Raw genomic sequence first — 17,757 nt, 5'->3', positions numbered from 1 at the left:
TCGCTTTCGAGCCGGAAAACCCGACCCTAAACCTGCATGATTTCAGCTTCCTTATCGGAAAGCAGGTGATCGATGCTGCTGATCATCTCGTCGGTCAGCTTCTGAACCTGGTCGGACCGCTTGCGCTGGTCATCCTCGCTGATGGTGCCGTCCTTCTCAGCCTTCTTGAGGAAATCCATCCCGTCGCGGCGGACATGGCGGACCGCGACGCGCGCGTTCTCGGCATAACCGTGCGAGATCTTGACCAGTTCCTTGCGGCGCTGCTCATTGAGCTCCGGCAGCGGAATCCTCAGCGTGGTGCCGTCGACGATCGGGTTGAAGCCCAGATTGGCTTCGCGGATGGCACGATCGACCGCGCTGACCATGGACTTGTCCCAGACCGATACCGAAATCATGCGCGGCTCCGGTACCGACACATTGGCCACCTGGTTGATCGGCATCGCCGTGCCGTAAGCCTGCACCTGCACGGCGTCGAGCAGGTTGCTGGAGGCGCGCCCGGTGCGCAGCGAAGCCAGATCGTGCTTGAAGGCGGCGATCGCCCCATCCATGCGTCGCTTCAGGTCTTCGTACTCGCCACTCATGATCATCTCCTCGACCCGTTCGCCGGGTTCACTGCTTGTCGCCTTTGCCCCGTCCGCGATCCGTAGTCGCTCAACGGATCCAGGCCCCGATTATTTGTCCGCGACGACCGTGCAATGGCCGCCGCCCCTCAAAATGTCGCCGAAACCACCTTTTTCGTGGATCGAATAGACGATTATCGGAATGTTGTTTTCGCGCGCAAGTGCAATCGCGGCCGTATCCATGATCGCAAGCCCGCGTTTGATGACTTCCGCGTGGCTGATGCGGTCGAAGCGGACCGCATTCGGGTCCTTCTTGGGGTCGGCCGAATAGACGCCGTCGACCTGCGTGCCCTTGAACAGCGCGTCGGCGCCGATCTCCGCGGCGCGCAGAGCCGCGGCCGAATCGGTGGTGAAAAACGGATTGCCTGTGCCGCCGGCGAAGATGACCACCTTGCCCTGGTTCATATAGGCGGTCGCCTGGCGCTGGGAAAAACTCTCGCACAGTTCCGGCATGGCGATCGCCGAAAGCACGACCGCGTCGACGCCGATCTTGTTCAGCGAGGTGCGCAGCGCCAGCGAATTGATGACTGTGGCGAGCATACCCATGTGGTCGCCTGTGACGCGGTCGCCGCCCTTCGAGGCCACGGCCACGCCGCGGAAGATGTTGCCGCCGCCGATGACGACGCCCACTTCGACGCCCAGCGCGCGCGCCTCGGCGATGTCGGCGGCAATGCGGTCGACGACCGAGACGTCGATGCCGAAATGCTGCTCGCCCATCAACGCCTCGCCGGAAGCTTTCAGCACGACACGTCGATAGAGGGGCTTATCCGTCATCTTGATCCTCGAAAATCTCGGCGCGGCAATTTTGGAGGCAAAACCCGCCCCCGCTTCACCCGGCGATGCTGTCATGACGGGTTGACCCGATACACGAAGGGCGCGGCGATGTCACGCCGCGCCCTCGTGCAAAATTCCAGGCCTTTTCGGTCAGCTGTCGCCTTTTCTTGATCAGTTGCCCTTTTTCAATCAGGCGCTTGAGATGCTGACCGCCTGGCCTTCGATCACCACCGGAGGCGAATAGCCGGCCGGCTTGTCGCCGGTCACGGCGCCGCCGGTCACCCGAACCTGGATATCGGGCCCGAAATAGGAATGCGGGAACGGCGCCGGCGCGGCGCTGACCTTTTCCAGCCGCCCGCGGAGCTCGGTGGGGATGGAGAAATCGAGCGCGCCGAGATTGTCCTGCAACTGCGTCAGCTTCGTGGCCCCGAGAATGACCGAGGCGATGCCGGGCTGCGTCGCCACCCAGTTAAGCGCGACCTGAGCCATGCTGCGGCCGAGCTCGGCGGCCACCTTCTCGAGCTCCGCCACGATCGCCCAGTTGCGGTCGCTGAATTTCTGGAAGCCGGGATGCGTGGTGTTGCGGAAACCGTCGAGCCGGCCGGCATTGCCGTCCTGCGTCGGTCTGTACTTGCCGCTGAGCAGGCCGCTGGCCAGCGGGCTCCACACCATGATGCCCGCGCCATGCTGCGTGGCGAACGGCACATATTCGTGCTCGATCGTGCGTTCGGCCAGCGAATATTCCAGCTGCAGCGCCGAGACCGGCTCGTAGCCGCGTAGTTCGGCGACCGCCTGGGCGCGGCTGGCATACCAGGCCGGCACGTCGGAGAGGCCGGCATGGCGCACCTTGCCGGCGCGAACCAGGTCATCCAGCGTGCGCAGTACCTCCTCGGCCGGGGTGATCCTGTCCCAGACATGCAGCAGGTAAAGGTCGATATAGTCGGTGCCGAGCCGCTTCAGCGAGGCCTCGACCGCCCGCATGATGTTCTTGCGGCCATTGCCGCCGGCATTGGGGTTACCCGGTTCCGCGTTGAAGGTGAATTTGGTGGCGATCACCGCCTTGTCGCGCAGACCGCGTTCGGCGACGAACTCGCCGAGCCAGGTCTCGCTGGTGCCGCCGGTATAGAGATCGGCCGTATCGAAGAAGTTGCCGCCCGCTTCGACATAGGCGTCGAAGATGGCGCGGGCAGTGTCCCTGTCCGCTCCCCAGCCCCATTCGGTGCCGAAGGTCATGGTGCCGAGCGCCAGCCGGCTGACGCGCAGGCCGCTGTTGCCAAGTGTGTAATAGCTCATCGTCATTGGTGGTCTTCCGATTCTGATCTGGTGATTGCTGCCGGTCATTGGCCGGGGGTCGCCTTGACCCAGGGGTTGCCGCGCTCATGCGTCATGCGGAAAGTGAAGCCGTCGACCTTCCAGCCGTCGACCGAGCGCGTCAGGTGGTGCTCATAGGTGCCCCAGACTTCCCACAGCGGGTCGCCATTGCCTTCCATCTTGTTCCAGGCATAGCCGTTGGAGCGGACCGTGGCGGCATTGGCCTCGAGCGCGACCTGATGATTGGTGCGCAGGTGCAGACTGGTCTTGCTGCCCTTGAGGTTGGCCGCCCAGGCGCCGATCAGATCGTCGGAGGCGATGTTGGCCGCGGGCTGGCCGGACAGGCTGCTGAAATCGGCGGTGACGCGATCGGCGAAATAGCCGCGGGCGAGCTTCCAGTCCTGCGCATCCACCGCCCGGTCGATGGCGTCGGCGATGCGGATCACGGCGCGCTCGTCGGCAAGGGCCAGCCAGCCGGCCGGCTCGGCGCCGCCGGCATCGACCGGCGCCAGCGCCATGCCTGCGGCAAAGGTTACATGTCTCAACGCGTTCATTTCGCTTCTCCTTTGAGTGGATGGACTTGAGTGGGCAGGCCTGCAAACGGGTGATCGGTGGCTACGGAGAGGCTGCCTTCAGCCCTTCACCAGCGCGTCGACCAGAACCTGGAACCGGCGCGGGTCGAAATAGTCGTGATAGGCGCTGATCAGGCCGTTATCGAAACGAAACACCGCAATAACGAAACACCGCAATGTTGCTGTTGGTGTATTCGGTGCCGCCCACAATCACGGCGCGGTTCCGGTATTCGACGACCACCGATTCGGAATCGGCCGCCGGGTAGATGGCCGTCAGCTCCGATTCGAAGGATTCGAAATTGCCGAACAACCCTTTGAAGGCGGCCACGATCGCCGCCTTGCCGTCGATGCTGTCGCCAAACCCCGCTGGCGGATAGAACACGATGATCCGGCCGTTTTCGGCCCAGAGCTCGCCCCAGCTGTCGATGTCCTTGCGATGCATCAGCTCGAAGAAACGGCGAGCCGTCTCGATGTTGCGGGTCTGTTTGGCATGAAGGTCGGTCATCGCGAATCTCCGGGGCTTCGGCTCGTATGCGCCGTTTGATGCCGCCTTAGATGCGCCTCTTTTGCTTGCCCGATAAAGTTGCATGATCCGCATGGACTATGCGATATAGTTCATGAATGGACCGCGATCTGCTCACGCATCTGCCAGTCATCGTCGCCGTGGCGCGTCGCGGCGGCTTTGCGCTTGCCGCGGCTGAGCTCGGCATGAGCCCGTCGGCGGTCAGCCATGCGGTGCGGCTGGTGGAAGAGCGTATCGGCCAGCCGCTCTTCGCCCGCACAACGCGCAGCGTTTCGCTGACGGAAGCCGGCAAGGCGCTGGTGGAGACGGCGGCCCCTGCCCTTCAGGACATTGCCGAGCGGATGGACCGGATCCGCGGCATCAAGGGCAGGCCCTCCGGCCTGCTCAGGATAAATGTCCCCAACATTGCGGTTCCGCTGGCGGTCACTTCCGTGGTCGCGGCGATGGCGGAGCGCTATCCGGATGTGACGATTGAATTGCTCACCGACCAGGGGCTGGTCGACATCGTCGGCGAGGGTTTCGATGCCGGCATCAGGCTGGGCGAGATGATCGCGCAGGACATGGTCACCGTCCGGATGACGCCGCCGTTCAAAGCTGTGATCGTCGCCTCGCCGGCCTATATCGGAAAGCACGGACGCCCGCGCGACGTGGCCGATCTCGCCAACCACAACTGCATCGGCTACCGGCTGGTCCGCTCCGGCGCCTTGTACCGCTGGGACCTGACCGACGACGGCAAGGACATCGTCGTCGAGACGCGTGGCACGGTGGTCGTCACGGATTCGCTCGCCGCCATCGATCTGGCGCTGGCGGGCGTCGGCCTTTGCTATGTGTTCGAACCGCTGGTGCGGGCCGATCTCGCCGCCGGCCGTCTCACCCAGGTCCTGCCGCAGACGGCGATCGAGGAGCCGGGCCTTTTCCTCTACTTCCCGCGCCGCGCCTCGATGGCGCCGAAGCTGAGGGCTTTTATCGATACCGCACAAGAAATCGGCCGGGCATCCATGCGGACACCCGGCCGAGTTGCCTGAGCTCGTAAGCTCTTCACCTCAAGGGAGGACGCTCCCCTTGGATCAGAGCTATTTCTTGACCGCCGCCGCGACTTCCGCCGCGAAATCGGTCGTTTCCTTCTCGATGCCTTCGCCGAGCGCGAAGCGCAGGTAGGCGGTGATCTTGGCCGGGGCGCCGATTTCCTTCTCGGCATCCTTCAGCGCCTTCTCGACTGTGATGTCGGGATTGAGCACGAAGGCCTGCTTCAGAAGGACCACCTCTTCGTAGAACTTGCGCAGACGGCCCTCGACCATCTTCTCGATGATCGCTTCCGGCTTGCCGGTCTGGCGCGCCTGGTCGGCGAAGATCGCCTTCTCGCGCTCGACAGCGGCCGGGTCGACTTCTTCTGCCGTCAACGCCATCGGGCTGGTGGCGGCGACATGCATGGCAACCTGACGCGCGAATGCATTGGCCGCATGCTCGTTGCCCGTGGTCTCGATCGCGACCAGCACGCCGAGCTTGCCGAGGCCGTCGGCAACCGCATTGTGGACATAGGTCGCCACAGCGCCATGCGGCACGGTGAGCTTCGCCGAACGGCGGAAATTGATGTTCTCGCCGATGGTGCCGACCGCATCCTTGACCGTCTCGGTGACCGTCTTGTCGGAGCCCGGATACTTGGCGGCGGCGACAGCCTCGGTCGTGCCATAGGCGAGCGCGACCTTCGCGATATTGCGCACCAACTCCTGGAACTGCTCGTTGCGGGCGACAAAGTCGGTCTCGGAATTGACCTCGACAATGGCGGCTTCACGCACGCCGGCGTCGACGCCGATCAGGCCCTCTGCCGCGGTGCGCCCGGCCTTCTTGTCGGCCTTCGAGATGCCCTTCTTGCGCAGCCAGTCGACGGCCTCTTCCATGTTGCCGTTGGTCTCGTTCAACGCCGCCTTGCAGTCCATCATGCCCGCGCCGGTCAAGTCGCGGAGTTCTTTGACCTGTGCAGCCGAAATCGTCATTGTCGCCTCTTTGGTTCAAAATGCGCCGACGCACCAACCGGGACTCGGGTGATGCGCTCGGCACAAGCGCTTTAGCGCGCCAATTTATTGGAAAGATGAAGGCCGGAACCCGGCCTTCGTTATCAAGCTTCCGGAGCTTCGGCGGCCGGAGCGTCGAGTGCCGGCTCTACCGGAGCCTCGGCCGAAGCGCCGATGTCGACGCCGAGCGCGCCCTGCTGGCGGGCGATGCCGTCGATGGCGGCCTTGGCGATCAGGTCGCAATAGAGCTGGATGGCGCGGGCCGCGTCATCGTTGCCGGGGATCGGGAAGTCGATCTTGTCCGGGTCGCAGTTCGAATCGATGATGGCCACGACCGGAATGCCGAGGCGCTTGGCCTCGAGGATCGCGATCGCTTCCTTGTTGGTGTCAATGACGAACATCAGGTCCGGCGTCGAGCCCATGTCCTTGATGCCGCCAAGCGCCTTGTTGAGCTTCTCGCGCTCGCGGTCGAGGTTCAGGCGCTCCTTCTTGGTGAGGCCCTGGGCCTCGCCGGCCAGCGTCTCGTCGAGCTTGCGCAGGCGCTGGATCGAGTTCGAGATCGTCTTCCAGTTGGTGAGCATGCCGCCCAGCCAACGCGAGTTGACATAGTACTGGGCCGAACGCTGCGCGGCGTCGGCGACGATGTCGGACGCCTGGCGCTTGGTGCCGACGAACAGCACGCGGCCGCCCTTGGCGACGGTGTCGGACACCTGCTTCAGCGCCTGATGCAGCAGCGGAACCGTCTGCGACAGGTCGATGATGTGGATGTTGTTGCGGGCGCCATAGATGTAGGGCGCCATCTTCGGGTTCCAGCGGTGGGTCTGGTGGCCGAAGTGAACGCCAGCTTCCAAAAGCTGACGCATGCTGTAATCTGGCAGAGCCATTCTTTAGTTCCTTTCCGGTTGGCCTCCACGGACACAGGCATTTCGGACGGGATGTCCTGATGCCACCGGAGGTTTCAGCCGGATTTCTCCCGGGCAGACACCAAAGTCCGTGTGTGGAATGAGCGGGCATATAGAGGGGAAGTCCCGCAAACGCAAGCCGGGTGCCGGAAAACGCGCTTGCCTGCGGCGATCCGCGCAAATCTCAGCGTTTTACCTTGCCGTTCGGCACCCTGACGCGGCGAAAGATCGCGACGATCTCCTCGCGGCTGCATTCGACGGCGCCGAGCCGCACCGCGCGGTCGCGCTCGAAGCCGGTGATGTCGTAATGCGGCGCCGACGTCTTGGGCGGCCCTTGATAGGAGGACAGCTTGAGGCCGAGCTCGGTGGCGAAGCGATGCAGCTCATCGACGTCGTCCGCGAGCAGGTGGCACCAGCGGTGGCCGGCCCATTTCCAGATCGCAGCATCGACATAGACCGCCATCAGGCTCGCCACACTTGGTGATCCCGATAGATGGCGGTTAGAAGCCAAGGCTGCAAGCCGATCCTGCTGTCGTCGAAATTGCTATTTCGACGCCGGGCAAGGCTTGGTCTGGTCGAACAGCGACAGGTTCACCAGCTTGCCGGTCATCGAGAAGTCGCCATAGTCCATGACGAGGTCGCGGGTGATGCCGTTCTCGTGCAGCTTGAAGCTGATCCGGTACTCCGGCACCTCCTCGCCGCTTTTGTCGGTATCGTCGAAATAGGCGATGTCGACCGGCCAGTATTTGTCCGACGCGAGCTTGGCCAGCGCCGGTGCTTCCGGGTCCGTCTTGTCGGCATCCGTCTTCTTGCCGACGATGACGGTGGTGGCCATCACCTTGTTGGCGTCCTCGGAGCCGTCGAACAGATTGGTCTGGTAGAAATTCTCACCTTTTTCGGCCTTGCCGATCAGCTCGACCAGGTGCTGGGTCGGAAACTGCGTGGCCGCGAGCTCGAGGCTGTTCTTTTCCGGCTTGTCGATATCGACCTTGAGGCCCTTCGCCTCCCTGGTCGCCGTTCCCTTCACTTCCTTGTCGAGGTTCTGGTCGACGAAGGATTTGGTCACGAAGGAAAAGGTCTTGCCTTCGGCGTCCTCGAACGTCGTCGTCTGCTGGTCGGTCAGCCTGGTGTTGTCGTTGGTGACGATCTGGGTGACGAAGCGGAACTTGACCGTATAGCCTTCGCAGGCCGAGCCGTTGAACTCATAGACCATGCGGCCGGTGATGCCGGTGATGCCTGAACGGTCGGAGGCCTTGTTGAGCGTCAGATCGTAGACGGCGCGATGCGCCTGCAGCACGGGAACCGCAAAGGCCGGCGCCATCGGATACGCCGCCGAGATACAGGCGGCGGCGAGGAAAAGGCGCGTTGCGCGCATACGTTGCTCCGATCGTCGCGGCCGGGGGCAGGCCGCAGGGAAAGATGGTCCAGCTTAAAAAAAGTCGTGGCGGAAGCGAGGCAAAAATAGCAATTTCGGCCCGGCCAACGCGGCGCCTTCCAGCAATAGGGAAAACCAATGAGCGAAACAATCGAAAAGCGGCTAAGCGATCTTGGCGTCACCATTCCGGCCGCCGCCGCGCCCGCCGCCAACTACGTGCCCTATTGCCGCACCGGCAACATGCTGTTCACCGCCGGCCAGTTGCCGCTGAAGGACGGCAAGCTGCAGGCAAGCGGGCTGCTCGGCCGCGACATCGACACGGCCGCCGGCAAGGAAGGCGCGAAATTCTGCGCCATCAACCTTTTGGCGCAGGCCAAGGCCGCGCTCGGCGATCTCGAAAAAATAAGCCGCCTGGTCAAGATCACCGTCTTCGTCGCCTCGGCGCCTGACTTCGTCGAGCAGCATCTGGTCGCCAACGGCGCCTCCGATTTCCTGGTCGCGGTACTTGGCGAGCGCGGCAAGCATGCCCGCTCCGCCGTCGGCACCGCCTCGCTGCCGCTCAACGCCGCGGTTGAGATCGAAGCGATCTTCGAAGTCGAGGCTTGAGATGACCGACCTCTCCTGGCTGATCGCGCGGCCCGTCGCGCATCGCGGCTTTCATGACATGAACAAGACGCGCTGGGAAAACACGCTGTCGGCCTTCGCCGCGGCGGTCGAGCGCGGCTATGCCATCGAATGCGACGTGCATATCTCGTCCGACGGCGTTCCGGTCATCATCCATGACGGCGACCTGAAGCGCCTGACCGGCCATGACGGGTTCGTCTGGCAACGCACCGCGGCCGAGCTGGCGACGCTCAGGATCGGCGGCACCAAGGACCACGTGCCGACGCTGCAGGAAGCGCTCGACCTGATCGACGGCCGGGTACCGCTGGTGGTCGAGCTGAAAGGCATTCCCGGCCATGACGCCGGCCTGGTGGCGAGCGTCGGCCGCCTGCTCAAGCGCTACAAGGGCAAGGTCGCGATCATGTCGTTCGATCACTGGCTGATCCGCGATTTCGCCAAGGACGCACCCGGCATCCCGGGCGGGCTGACCGCGTACGGCAGGGACAACCAGTTGATCGAAGCGCATTTCGCCATGCTAGCGCATGACCTCGCCTTCACCTCCTACGCCGCCGGCGATCTGCCGAACCCCTTCGTCAGCTTCGTCCGCGAGAAGCTCAACATGCCGGTCATCACCTGGACGGTGCATGACCAGCCGGCGGTCGACCTCACCTTCAAATATGCCGACCAGATGACCTTCGAGGGCTTTGAGCCGGATTTGGTGAAAGTCGCGTGAGACAGTGCCCCAAACGTGACTTGTAGCGGCCCGGGCGAAGCTTAAATAAACCCCATGGATCAAGGTGACGACGACGATGGACAGGCAGCGAACGCGGATTATGCGATCCGCGTGGCGGCGGGGGTCGGTGCTTTCACCTGCGAGGAATGGAATGGCTTTGCCGGAACCACGCGTGGCGACAAAGAAAATGGCTACAACCCACTGGTTTCATTTGCCTTTCTAAGCGCCTTAGAGGACTCCGGCTGCTCCGTCCGGCGCACCGGCTGGCAAGGTCATCATCTGAGACTCGAAACCGCGCAAGGCAGGCTGCTTGGCGCCGTTCCTTGTTACCTCAAGTCGCACAGTCAGGGCGAATATGTCTTCGATCACGGCTGGTCGGACGCCTTCGAGCGCGCCGGCGGCCGCTACTATCCCAAGCTGCAATGCTCGGTGCCGTTCACGCCGGTCACCGGCCCTCGCCTGCTGGTCGGCAAAGGCGAGAATGAAGGCGCGGTGCGGGCCGGTCTGGCAGAGGGCCTGAAGCTCGTCACCGACAAGCTCGGCGTCTCGTCCGCGCATGTCACCTTCGCCAACGAGCCCGACGTCGCGACGCTGGAAGCGGCCGGCTTCCTGCATCGCACCGACCAGCAGTTCCATTTCTTCAACGAAGGCTTTTCAACCTATGACGACTTCCTTGCCACGCTTGCCTCGCGCAAGCGCAAGGCGATGAAGAAGGAGCGCCGCGAGGCGCTTGCCGACGGCATCTCGATCGACTGGCTGACCGGCAAGGACATCACCGAACGCGCCTGGGACGATTTCTACGCCTTCTACATGGATACCGGCGGCCGCAAATGGGGCCGGCCCTATCTCAACCGCCAATTCTTCTCGCTGATCGGCGAGCGCATGGCCGACGACATCCTTTTGGTGATGGCAAAGCGCAATGGCCGCTACATTGCCGGCGCCATCAACTTCATCGGTTCGGATGCACTCTACGGCCGCAATTGGGGCTGTATCGAGGACCATCCCTTCCTGCATTTCGAGGTCTGCTACCACCAGGCGATCGACTTCGCCATCGAGCGCAAGCTCAAGGTGGTGGAGGCCGGCGCGCAGGGCGAGCACAAGCTGGCGCGCGGCTACAGGCCGGTGACCATGCACTCGGCGCACTACATTTCGCATCCCGGCCTGCGCAATGCCGTTGCCGACTATCTCAGGCGCGAGCGGCGCGAGGTCGAGCGCATGGGCGAATATCTCGAAGAGCACACGCCGTTCCGCAAGGATCTCAACGAATAATCATTCGGCAGCGGAAGGCGGCCCGCGCCAACGCGCATAGCCCGGCAGATCGCCTAATCGCCTTGCCGCTCAACGGTTGCTTCGCTACACCGGACGGCGAATGCAATTGGGAGCGCCCCGCCATGGCCGAAGCCTATGATCCCGGCAACATCTTCGCAAAGATCCTGCGTGGCGAAATCCCGTCGCACCGCGTCTACGAGGACGACGCGGTCGTCGCCTTCATGGATGTGATGCCGCAAGGCACAGGCCACACGCTGGTGGTGCCGAAGGCGCCGTCGCGCAACATCCTCGACGCCGATCCGACAATTTTCGGTCCGCTGTTCGCGGTCGTCCAGAAGGTGGCCGTGGCGGCGAAAAAGGCCTTCAATGCCGACGGCGTCACCCTGATGCAGTTCAACGAGCCGGCTTCCGGGCAGACCGTCTACCATCTCCATGTGCATGTCGTGCCGCGCTTTGAGGGCGTGCCGCTGAAGCCGCATTCCGGCCAGATGGAAAAGCCCGAAGTGCTGGCCGAGAATGCCGCCAAGATCCGGGCGGCTCTGGCGGGCTGAGGTGGGGCGAAATCAAAAGTTCAGATAAAGTCCCGCCAGCAGCAGAAACTCGGCTGTGGCGATGCCGACGACCATGCGCTTTCCCGACACCAGATAGGCGACGAAACCCAGGGCCGCCGCCGCTATCCTCAAGCCAAACGAAGTGTGCGCAAGCGCGCCGCCTGGAAAGACAATCAGGTTGCCGATGACGGCGGCAACAAGCGCCGTCGCCATGGTGCGAACCAGTATTAACAGATCTGAATCTTCGGAAAGCTTGCCGCCAAGATAGACACCGAGGAAGCGCCAGATATCCGTCGCGGCGAAACCGGCGACGAGAATGAACATGTATGGCCACCACCAGGCGCCGCTAGAAAAGTAACTCACGCCGCGCGCACCTTGCGCCGCCACAAATGCAAGCCGTAGGCGACCGTGCCGCCGATCAGTCCGGCAACCAGCAAATCGATCTGCGGCAACATTATGTGGAAGACCGGTCCGAGGACGAGGCCCAGGACCATTGCCACATGCCCTGCCCGTTCGCGTGCGGACCCCCACAACGAGGTCAGGAAATACATGGGCGTCAACATCAGCAACGCCGCGGAAACGGCGAACGGCAGCGCATCCGCCACTGCATAGACGACGGTCACGACGATGATATTCGTCGTCACCAGCGTGCTGCCCAGGCCAGCATAGTAAGTCGTACGCATGTGAGGCGGGACGCGCTTGAGGCGCTCCATGGCCAGCACCCAGGAGGTCACGGCCACGAAATGCGCCAGGAGATAGAGCACGCCTTGCCGGGTTTTCCCGGCGCGCATCTCGGGCGCTAGCGCCATAACCATCGGCATCAGACGTATGGCGGACAACGTGACGGCGAACATCGCCGCCGGCAGCGCCGCTCCCGATGCAATCGCACCCACCAGCACGACCATGGAAGGCAGCGCCCACACCGTTCCAGTCATGAAAGCGGCCTGTGCCGCCGTGACCCCGGCGTCTTTCGCCAAGGCGGCAAAGCCAATGAACGAGCTGATGAGGATCAGGCCAGGCAGGGAAAAGGCCGCGCGGACACCACGCAGGAACCAGGTGGAACGAGGCGCTGTGGCGTCCGAGGTCCAAGTCGACATGTGCCGGCCATAGCATGCGCGGCCATAGGATGCGACCGCACCGAAAGCGGGGCATCGTCTTTCCATTGATCCAGGAAAATCTGTTGGCGGTGGAGGACGTCGGCCACGAGAGCAGCCGCAATCCCTGCCCGAAAACGCCGGCAATATCCGTGCGGCGCTGGGGAGTTGACCTTTACTTTCAGCCAACCGGTAGTTGCGTTGAGGATGACAATCCGGCCGATTTCCACGTATTTCCTTGCAACAAAAAAGCCCCGTCACCGGGGCTTTTCTGCAATTCGGGATAAGACCGGTCAGCCCTTGCGCGGCAGTTGCGGCACCAGGCTGCGCTTGTTGCCGTCCTTGCCTTTCGGCTCCGGCTTCTGCGCCACCGCCTTCTTGGGCGCAGGCTTCTTGGCCATCGCCTTTTTCGCCTTCGGCGCGTCTTCCGGCTCTTCCTTCTTCGGCTGCACGGGCGACTCGTCGGCGAGCGATTCGAGCTTCAGGCCGGACTCGCCGGTTTCCTTCTTCTCGACGGTGACGCGCACCGTGCCGCCCTTCTTGAGCTTGCCGAACAGCACCTCATCCGCCAGCGGCTTCTTGATGTGCTCCTGGATGACGCGGCCGAGCGGCCGCGCGCCCATGCGCTCGTCATAACCCTTGTCGGCCAGCCAGGCGATCGCGTCCTGCGACAGGTCGAAGGTGACGCCACGCTCGGAGAGCTGGGCCTCGAGCTGCATGACGAACTTCTGCACCACCTGATGGATGACCGGCACCGGCAACGAGCCGAACGGGATGATCGCATCGAGACGGTTGCGGAACTCCGGCGTGAACAGCCGGTTGATCGCCTCGACGTCGTCGCCTTCGCGCTTGGTCGAGCCGAAGCCGATCGCCGCGCGCTGCGCATCCGATGCGCCCGCATTGGTGGTCATGATCAGGATCACGTTGCGGAAGTCGATCTGCTTGCCGTTATGGTCGGTCAGCTTGCCGTGGTCCATCACCTGCAACAGGATGTTGAACAGGTCCGGATGCGCCTTCTCGACTTCGTCCAGCAAAAGCACGCAATGCGGATGCTGGTCGACGCCGTCGGTCAGCAGACCGCCCTGGTCGAAGCCGACATAGCCGGGAGGCGCGCCGATCAGCCGCGAGACGGTGTGGCGTTCCATATATTCCGACATGTCGAAGCGGATCAGCTCGACGCCGAGCGAGGCGGCGAGCTGCTTGGCCACTTCCGTCTTGCCGACGCCGGTCGGACCCGAGAACAGGTAGGAGCCGATCGGCTTTTCCGGTTCGCGCAGGCCGGCGCGCGCCAGCTTGATCGCCGAGGTCAGCGCGGTGATAGCGGTATCCTGGCCGTAGACGACGCGCTTCAGCTCGATATCGAGCCCCTGCAGCACCTTCTCGTCATCAGCCGAGACCGTCTTCGGCGGGATGCGCGCCATAGTGGCGATCGTCGCCTCGATCTCCTTGATGCCGATCGTCTTCTTGCGCTTGGCTTCCGGCACCAGCATCTGCGAGGCGCCGGTCTCGTCGATCACGTCGATCGCCTTGTCCGGCAGCTTGCGGTCGTTGATGTAGCGCGCCGACAGCTCGACCGAGGCCTTGATGGCTTCGCTCGTGTAGCGGACCTTGTGGAACTCCTCGAAATAGGGCTTCAGGCCCTTCATGATCTCGATGGCGTCCTCGATGGTCGGCTCGTTGACGTCGATCTTCTGGAAGCGCCGCACCAAAGCGCGGTCCTTCTCGAAGAACTGGCGGAACTCCTTGTAAGTGGTCGAGCCGATGCAGCGGATGGCGCCGGACGACAGCGCCGGCTTCAACAGGTTCGACGCGTCCATGGCGCCGCCAGAGGTGGCGCCCGCGCCGATCACGGTGTGGATCTCGTCGATGAAGAGCACCGCGCCTGGATAGTCCTCGAGCTCCTTCACCACCTGCTTCAGCCGCTCCTCGAAGTCGCCGCGATAGCGGGTGCCGGCCAAGAGCGTGCCCATGTCGAGCGCGAAGATGGTGGCGTCCTGCAGCACTTCCGGCACATCGCCTTCGACAATGCGCTTGGCAAGGCCTTCGGCGATCGCGGTCTTGCCGACGCCAGGATCGCCGACATAGAGCGGATTGTTCTTGGAGCGGCGGCACAGCACCTGGATGGTGCGGTTGATCTCGCTGTCGCGTCCGATCAGCGGGTCGATCTTTCCGGCCCGTGCCTTGTTGTTGAGGTTGACGCAGTAGGCCGTCAGCGCGTCCTGCTGCTTCTTCTTGCCGTTTTCCTCCTGCGGCTCGGCGCCGTTCTGGCCGCCCTGCTCATCCTCGGCGCCGCGCGGCGTGCGCGATTCCGAAGCGCCCGGGCGCTTGGCGATGCCATGCGAGATGTAGTTGACCGCGTCGTAGCGGGTCATCTGCTGTTCCTGCAGGAAATAGGCGGCGTGGCTCTCGCGCTCGGCAAAGATGGCGACGAGCACGTTGGCGCCGGACACTTCCTCGCGGCCGGACGACTGCACATGGATCACGGCGCGCTGGATGACGCGCTGGAAGCCGGCGGTCGGCTTGGAATCCTCGTCGTAACCGGTGACCAGATTGTCGAGCTCGGTGTCGATATAGGTGAGAACGGTGTGCTTGAGCTCGTCGAGATCGACGTTGCAGGCACGCATGACGGCGGCCGCCTCGGTGTCGTCGATCAACGCAAGCAGCAGGTGTTCGAGCGTCGCATACTCATGATGCCGCTCGTTGGCGAATGTCAGCGCCTGATGTAGCGCCTTTTCCAGGCCTTGGGAGAAAGCCGGCATGTTACCTCACTTCTTCTCCATCACGCATTGCAGCGGATGCTGATTCTGTCGGGCGAAATCCATGACCTGGGACACTTTGGTCTCGGCCACCTCGAATGTGTAGATACCGCACTCGCCCACTCCATGATTGTGAACATGAAGCATGATGCGTGTGGCGGCCTCGCGGTCCTTTTGGAAAAAACGCTCCAGGACGTGAACGACGAACTCCATGGGCGTGTAGTCGTCGTTCAGAATGAGGACCCGGTAGAGACTGGGCTTCTTGGTCTTGGTTTTGGTGCGCGTGATGACAGCCGTGCCGCGACCGGGATCGTTGCGGTCGCCGTCACTTTGCATTCGCACCACGCCTGCCGTGGCAGTCAAACCGATCGTCACGTAGTCCAGCCTTTTCGAATCCTCATGCGAGTTCAACATGTAGGTTCTCGATGAACGATTTTAAGCCCTTCTGTTTAGCTGACAATATGGCTAGGTGGGCAAACCTCAGCGAATTTCTCAATCGTGAATGCGGTAACATGCATAGGGTTGCGATCTTGCATGAAAAAACCCGGCCGCGTTTCCGCGACCGGGTCCTTTCCGCAGGCCGGCTGGCCGTATCGGATGTGATCTGGCGAAATTACTTCGCCTTGGCGACGACCGATTCGAAAGGCTTGTAAGCTTCCTTGGCGAGTTCGGCATAGAGGTTGCCGATCTTGCTGGCCTCGGCGACGAAGCTCTCATAGCTCTGCTTGGCGTAGTCGGTCTGGATCTCGATGGCCTTCTCGATCGACTTGGCCGCGAACAGCTTCTCGACGGCCGCGCTGCCGGCCTCGAAGCTCTTCTTGGTGTATTCGCCGGCCTCGGTGGCGATCGCCTGCGCGCCCTTGGTGAGCGAGGCAAAGCTCTTCAGCCCGGTGTCGGCAAACTCCTTGCCGTATTTCGAGAAGTCCTCATAGGTCTGGGTCATTTCATTCTTCCCTTTGGTTGAAACGCCCTTTTGGCCCCGGGCGCCCTTGTGCAATGCACCTCAATATATTGTGCGATGCACAAAAGTCAAGAATCCCTTGGCCTGCAGGGGCTCCAGCGCCGCCGGCCGGTAAAATTCGATTAAAGAGAAGCTCGATTTGCCGAAAAATGGTGAACGCGGCGGTTACCATAAACGGATTGGTAACGCTGCCCGCGATAGCTTGGCCGGAAGCGAGGCAGGCACTCCCGTAGCCGCCTCCGGGGCAACGAAAATTTCAGGGTAGTAGCGGTGCGTCAGGCGTTGTCGGGGCTGGTCTCCAAATCTTTCTCCCTCAAGACAATCATGATCGCCGCGCTCGCGGTGACGGTTGTGGTTGCCGATGTGGCGTCGGCGATGGCCGCGAGGTCCTCGGCAATCGTCGTCGACGCCAAGACCGGCAAGGTGCTCTATTCGGCCGACGCCAACGGCCGGCGCTATCCCGCCTCGCTTACCAAGATGATGACGCTCTACCTCACCTTCGAAGCGCTGGCGAAGGGCAGGATCAGCAAGAACACGCCGGTTCCGTTCTCCGCGCACGCCTCGTCCGAGGCGCCGACCAAGCTCGGCGTGCGCGCCGGCGGTTCGGTTCCGGTCGAGACGGCGATCCTGTCGATCGTGACGAAATCGGCCAACGACTCGGCGACCGCGCTCGGCGAAATGCTTGGCGGCAGCGAAGACAATTTCGCCCGCATGATGACGGCCAAGGCGCGCCAGCTCGGCATGAACGGCACCGTCTTCCGCAACGCCAACGGCCTGCCCGATCCCGGCCAGTTCACCACGGCTCACGACATGGCGATGCTGGGTATCGCGCTGCGCGAGCACTACCCGCAGTATTACGGCTATTTCTCGCAGCGCTCGTTCCTGTATGGCCGCCAGCGCATCAACGGCCACAACCGTCTGCTTGGCCGCATCAAGGGCGTCGACGGCATCAAGACCGGTTATACCCGCGCCTCGGGCTACAATCTCGTCTCCTCCGTTGCCGACGGCGACCGTCGCCTGGTCGCGGTGGTGATGGGCGGCGCCTCCGGCCGCAGCCGCGACAACCAGATGGCCGCGCTGATCAACACCTACATGCCGCGCACCTCGACGCGCGGCAGCGGCGATCTGATCGCCAAGGGCAACGACAGTCCGATCAAGACGTTGGCCAAGGTCTTCCTGCCCAAGCATGACGCGCCGACGCCGGATGCCAAGCCGGCAACGGATGACGCCGTCGTTGCCTCGGCCGATGACGTTGAGGACGACACCCAAGAGGTCGCCGAAGAGACCAAGCCGGTGATCAAGGCCCGGAAGGTGAAGACGGTTGCCGTGGCCGCCATGGTGCCCGCTCCCAAATCCGAGGAGACCTCGTCCCAGGTCGTCGCAGCCTATGCCGAACCGGCGCCCGCCGCGCCGGCGATCGATCCGGTCAAGACGTCGTCGGTGCCGTCCGGTTGGGTGGTGCAGGTCGCCTCCTCGCCGACGAAATCAGGAGCCCAGAGCCTGCTCGACCAGACTGCCAAGCAGGCGCCGAAGGTTCTGGCGGACGCCTCTGGCTTCACCGTCGCTTTCGACAAGGACGGCACCACCTACTACCGCGCCCGGTTCGGCGGCTTCGACTCGAAGAGTGCCGCCTGGAAGGCCTGCGATGCGCTGAAGCGTAAGAAAATCTCGTGCTACGCCGTCGAACAATAGGCGGCGTCT

20 protein-coding genes are annotated in these 17,757 nt (G+C 63.1%); 6 read left to right on the top strand and 14 right to left on the bottom strand.

The annotated features are described in order from the left end of the window. Nucleotides 1-26: 26 nt before the first annotated feature. The 5 genes from frr to KVT37_RS16535 all read right to left on the bottom strand — a co-directional run bounded on the left by frr (nucleotide 27) and on the right by KVT37_RS16535 (nucleotide 3,875). A complete protein-coding gene (gene frr, locus KVT37_RS16555) occupies nucleotides 27-581 on the bottom strand; it encodes a ribosome recycling factor (RefSeq protein WP_112102119.1) in 555 nt (184 codons plus the stop codon). A 90-nt stretch (nucleotides 582-671) separates the two neighbouring features. Continuing rightward, nucleotides 672-1,394: a UMP kinase gene (gene pyrH, locus KVT37_RS16550; RefSeq protein ID WP_217574885.1), complete on the bottom strand. Its 723-nt coding sequence runs from the start codon at nucleotides 1,392-1,394 to the stop codon at nucleotides 672-674. 189 nt (nucleotides 1,395-1,583) lie between these two features. Continuing rightward, complete coding sequence (locus KVT37_RS16545; protein WP_217574883.1) at nucleotides 1,584-2,693, bottom strand: aldo/keto reductase; 1,110 nt, start codon at nucleotides 2,691-2,693, stop codon at nucleotides 1,584-1,586. A gap of 38 nt (nucleotides 2,694-2,731) precedes the next feature. Continuing rightward, nucleotides 2,732-3,259 (bottom strand): nuclear transport factor 2 family protein, encoded by a 528-nt coding sequence (locus KVT37_RS16540; protein WP_217574881.1) that lies wholly within the window; start codon nucleotides 3,257-3,259, stop codon nucleotides 2,732-2,734. Nucleotides 3,260-3,416: 157 nt separating this feature from the next. Beyond that, nucleotides 3,417-3,875: a nuclear transport factor 2 family protein gene (locus tag KVT37_RS16535; RefSeq protein WP_217574879.1), complete on the bottom strand. Its 459-nt coding sequence runs from the start codon at nucleotides 3,873-3,875 to the stop codon at nucleotides 3,417-3,419. 23 nt (nucleotides 3,876-3,898) lie between these two features. Between KVT37_RS16535 and KVT37_RS16530 the strand changes: the two genes are divergently transcribed. Next, nucleotides 3,899-4,825 carry a LysR family transcriptional regulator gene (locus KVT37_RS16530; RefSeq protein ID WP_217574877.1) on the top strand — a complete coding sequence of 309 codons (927 nt, stop codon included), beginning with the start codon at nucleotides 3,899-3,901 and terminating at the stop codon, nucleotides 4,823-4,825. A 48-nt stretch (nucleotides 4,826-4,873) separates the two neighbouring features. On the opposite strand, the gene tsf is transcribed toward KVT37_RS16530, so the two are convergent. From tsf to KVT37_RS16510, 4 genes are all read right to left on the bottom strand, one after another. Further along, nucleotides 4,874-5,794: a translation elongation factor Ts gene (gene tsf / locus KVT37_RS16525; protein WP_217574875.1), complete on the bottom strand. Its 921-nt coding sequence runs from the start codon at nucleotides 5,792-5,794 to the stop codon at nucleotides 4,874-4,876. A 122-nt stretch (nucleotides 5,795-5,916) separates the two neighbouring features. Then, complete coding sequence (gene rpsB, locus KVT37_RS16520; protein WP_217574873.1) at nucleotides 5,917-6,696, bottom strand: 30S ribosomal protein S2; 780 nt, start codon at nucleotides 6,694-6,696, stop codon at nucleotides 5,917-5,919. A 202-nt stretch (nucleotides 6,697-6,898) separates the two neighbouring features. Next, nucleotides 6,899-7,177 carry a DUF4031 domain-containing protein gene (locus tag KVT37_RS16515; RefSeq protein WP_217574871.1) on the bottom strand — a complete coding sequence of 93 codons (279 nt, stop codon included), beginning with the start codon at nucleotides 7,175-7,177 and terminating at the stop codon, nucleotides 6,899-6,901. Between the two features lie 81 nt (nucleotides 7,178-7,258). Next, nucleotides 7,259-8,089, bottom strand: a complete 831-nt coding sequence (locus KVT37_RS16510) for a cell envelope integrity EipB family protein (RefSeq protein WP_217574869.1) — start codon at nucleotides 8,087-8,089, stop codon at nucleotides 7,259-7,261. Between the two features lie 138 nt (nucleotides 8,090-8,227). On the opposite strand from KVT37_RS16510, the gene KVT37_RS16505 reads away from it, so the two are divergent. The 4 genes from KVT37_RS16505 (at nucleotide 8,228) to KVT37_RS16490 (ending at nucleotide 11,245) form a co-directional block, all read left to right on the top strand. Then, the gene (locus KVT37_RS16505) at nucleotides 8,228-8,695 is read left to right on the top strand and encodes a RidA family protein (RefSeq protein WP_217574862.1); all 468 of its coding nucleotides are present in this window, start codon (nucleotides 8,228-8,230) and stop codon (nucleotides 8,693-8,695) included. A 1-nt stretch (nucleotide 8,696) separates the two neighbouring features. Next, nucleotides 8,697-9,425, top strand: coding sequence for a glycerophosphodiester phosphodiesterase (locus KVT37_RS16500; RefSeq protein WP_217574861.1), 729 nt, complete (start codon nucleotides 8,697-8,699; stop codon nucleotides 9,423-9,425). A gap of 54 nt (nucleotides 9,426-9,479) precedes the next feature. Continuing rightward, the gene (locus tag KVT37_RS16495) at nucleotides 9,480-10,694 is read left to right on the top strand and encodes a GNAT family N-acetyltransferase (RefSeq protein WP_217574859.1); all 1,215 of its coding nucleotides are present in this window, start codon (nucleotides 9,480-9,482) and stop codon (nucleotides 10,692-10,694) included. A gap of 122 nt (nucleotides 10,695-10,816) precedes the next feature. After that, nucleotides 10,817-11,245, top strand: a complete 429-nt coding sequence (locus tag KVT37_RS16490) for an HIT family protein (protein WP_217574857.1) — start codon at nucleotides 10,817-10,819, stop codon at nucleotides 11,243-11,245. A 12-nt stretch (nucleotides 11,246-11,257) separates the two neighbouring features. On the opposite strand, the gene KVT37_RS16485 is transcribed toward KVT37_RS16490, so the two are convergent. The 5 genes from KVT37_RS16485 to KVT37_RS16465 all read right to left on the bottom strand — a co-directional run bounded on the left by KVT37_RS16485 (nucleotide 11,258) and on the right by KVT37_RS16465 (nucleotide 16,038). After that, nucleotides 11,258-11,608, bottom strand: coding sequence for an AzlD domain-containing protein (locus KVT37_RS16485; protein ID WP_217574965.1), 351 nt, complete (start codon nucleotides 11,606-11,608; stop codon nucleotides 11,258-11,260). Then, nucleotides 11,605-12,342, bottom strand: a complete 738-nt coding sequence (locus KVT37_RS16480) for an AzlC family ABC transporter permease (protein ID WP_217574855.1) — start codon at nucleotides 12,340-12,342, stop codon at nucleotides 11,605-11,607. Before KVT37_RS16480 ends, KVT37_RS16485 begins: the two co-directional genes overlap by 4 nt. A gap of 290 nt (nucleotides 12,343-12,632) precedes the next feature. Beyond that, a complete protein-coding gene (clpA, locus tag KVT37_RS16475) occupies nucleotides 12,633-15,098 on the bottom strand; it encodes an ATP-dependent Clp protease ATP-binding subunit ClpA (RefSeq protein ID WP_217574853.1) in 2,466 nt (821 codons plus the stop codon). Between the two features lie 6 nt (nucleotides 15,099-15,104). Then, on the bottom strand, nucleotides 15,105-15,431 hold the full coding sequence (gene clpS, locus KVT37_RS16470; RefSeq protein WP_036258315.1) for an ATP-dependent Clp protease adapter ClpS: 327 nt from the start codon (nucleotides 15,429-15,431) through the stop codon (nucleotides 15,105-15,107). A 277-nt stretch (nucleotides 15,432-15,708) separates the two neighbouring features. Further along, nucleotides 15,709-16,038, bottom strand: a complete 330-nt coding sequence (locus KVT37_RS16465) for a phasin family protein (RefSeq protein WP_095818678.1) — start codon at nucleotides 16,036-16,038, stop codon at nucleotides 15,709-15,711. Between the two features lie 288 nt (nucleotides 16,039-16,326). Between KVT37_RS16465 and KVT37_RS16460 the strand changes: the two genes are divergently transcribed. Then, nucleotides 16,327-17,748, top strand: a complete 1,422-nt coding sequence (locus tag KVT37_RS16460) for a D-alanyl-D-alanine carboxypeptidase (RefSeq protein WP_217574851.1) — start codon at nucleotides 16,327-16,329, stop codon at nucleotides 17,746-17,748. Nucleotides 17,749-17,757 lie beyond the last annotated feature (9 nt).

It is taken from the genome of Mesorhizobium sp. GbtcB19, assembly GCF_019091085.1.
Taxonomy (GTDB): Bacteria; Pseudomonadota; Alphaproteobacteria; order Rhizobiales; family Rhizobiaceae; genus Mesorhizobium.
This window is presented reverse-complemented; position numbering and strand designations above follow the sequence as displayed.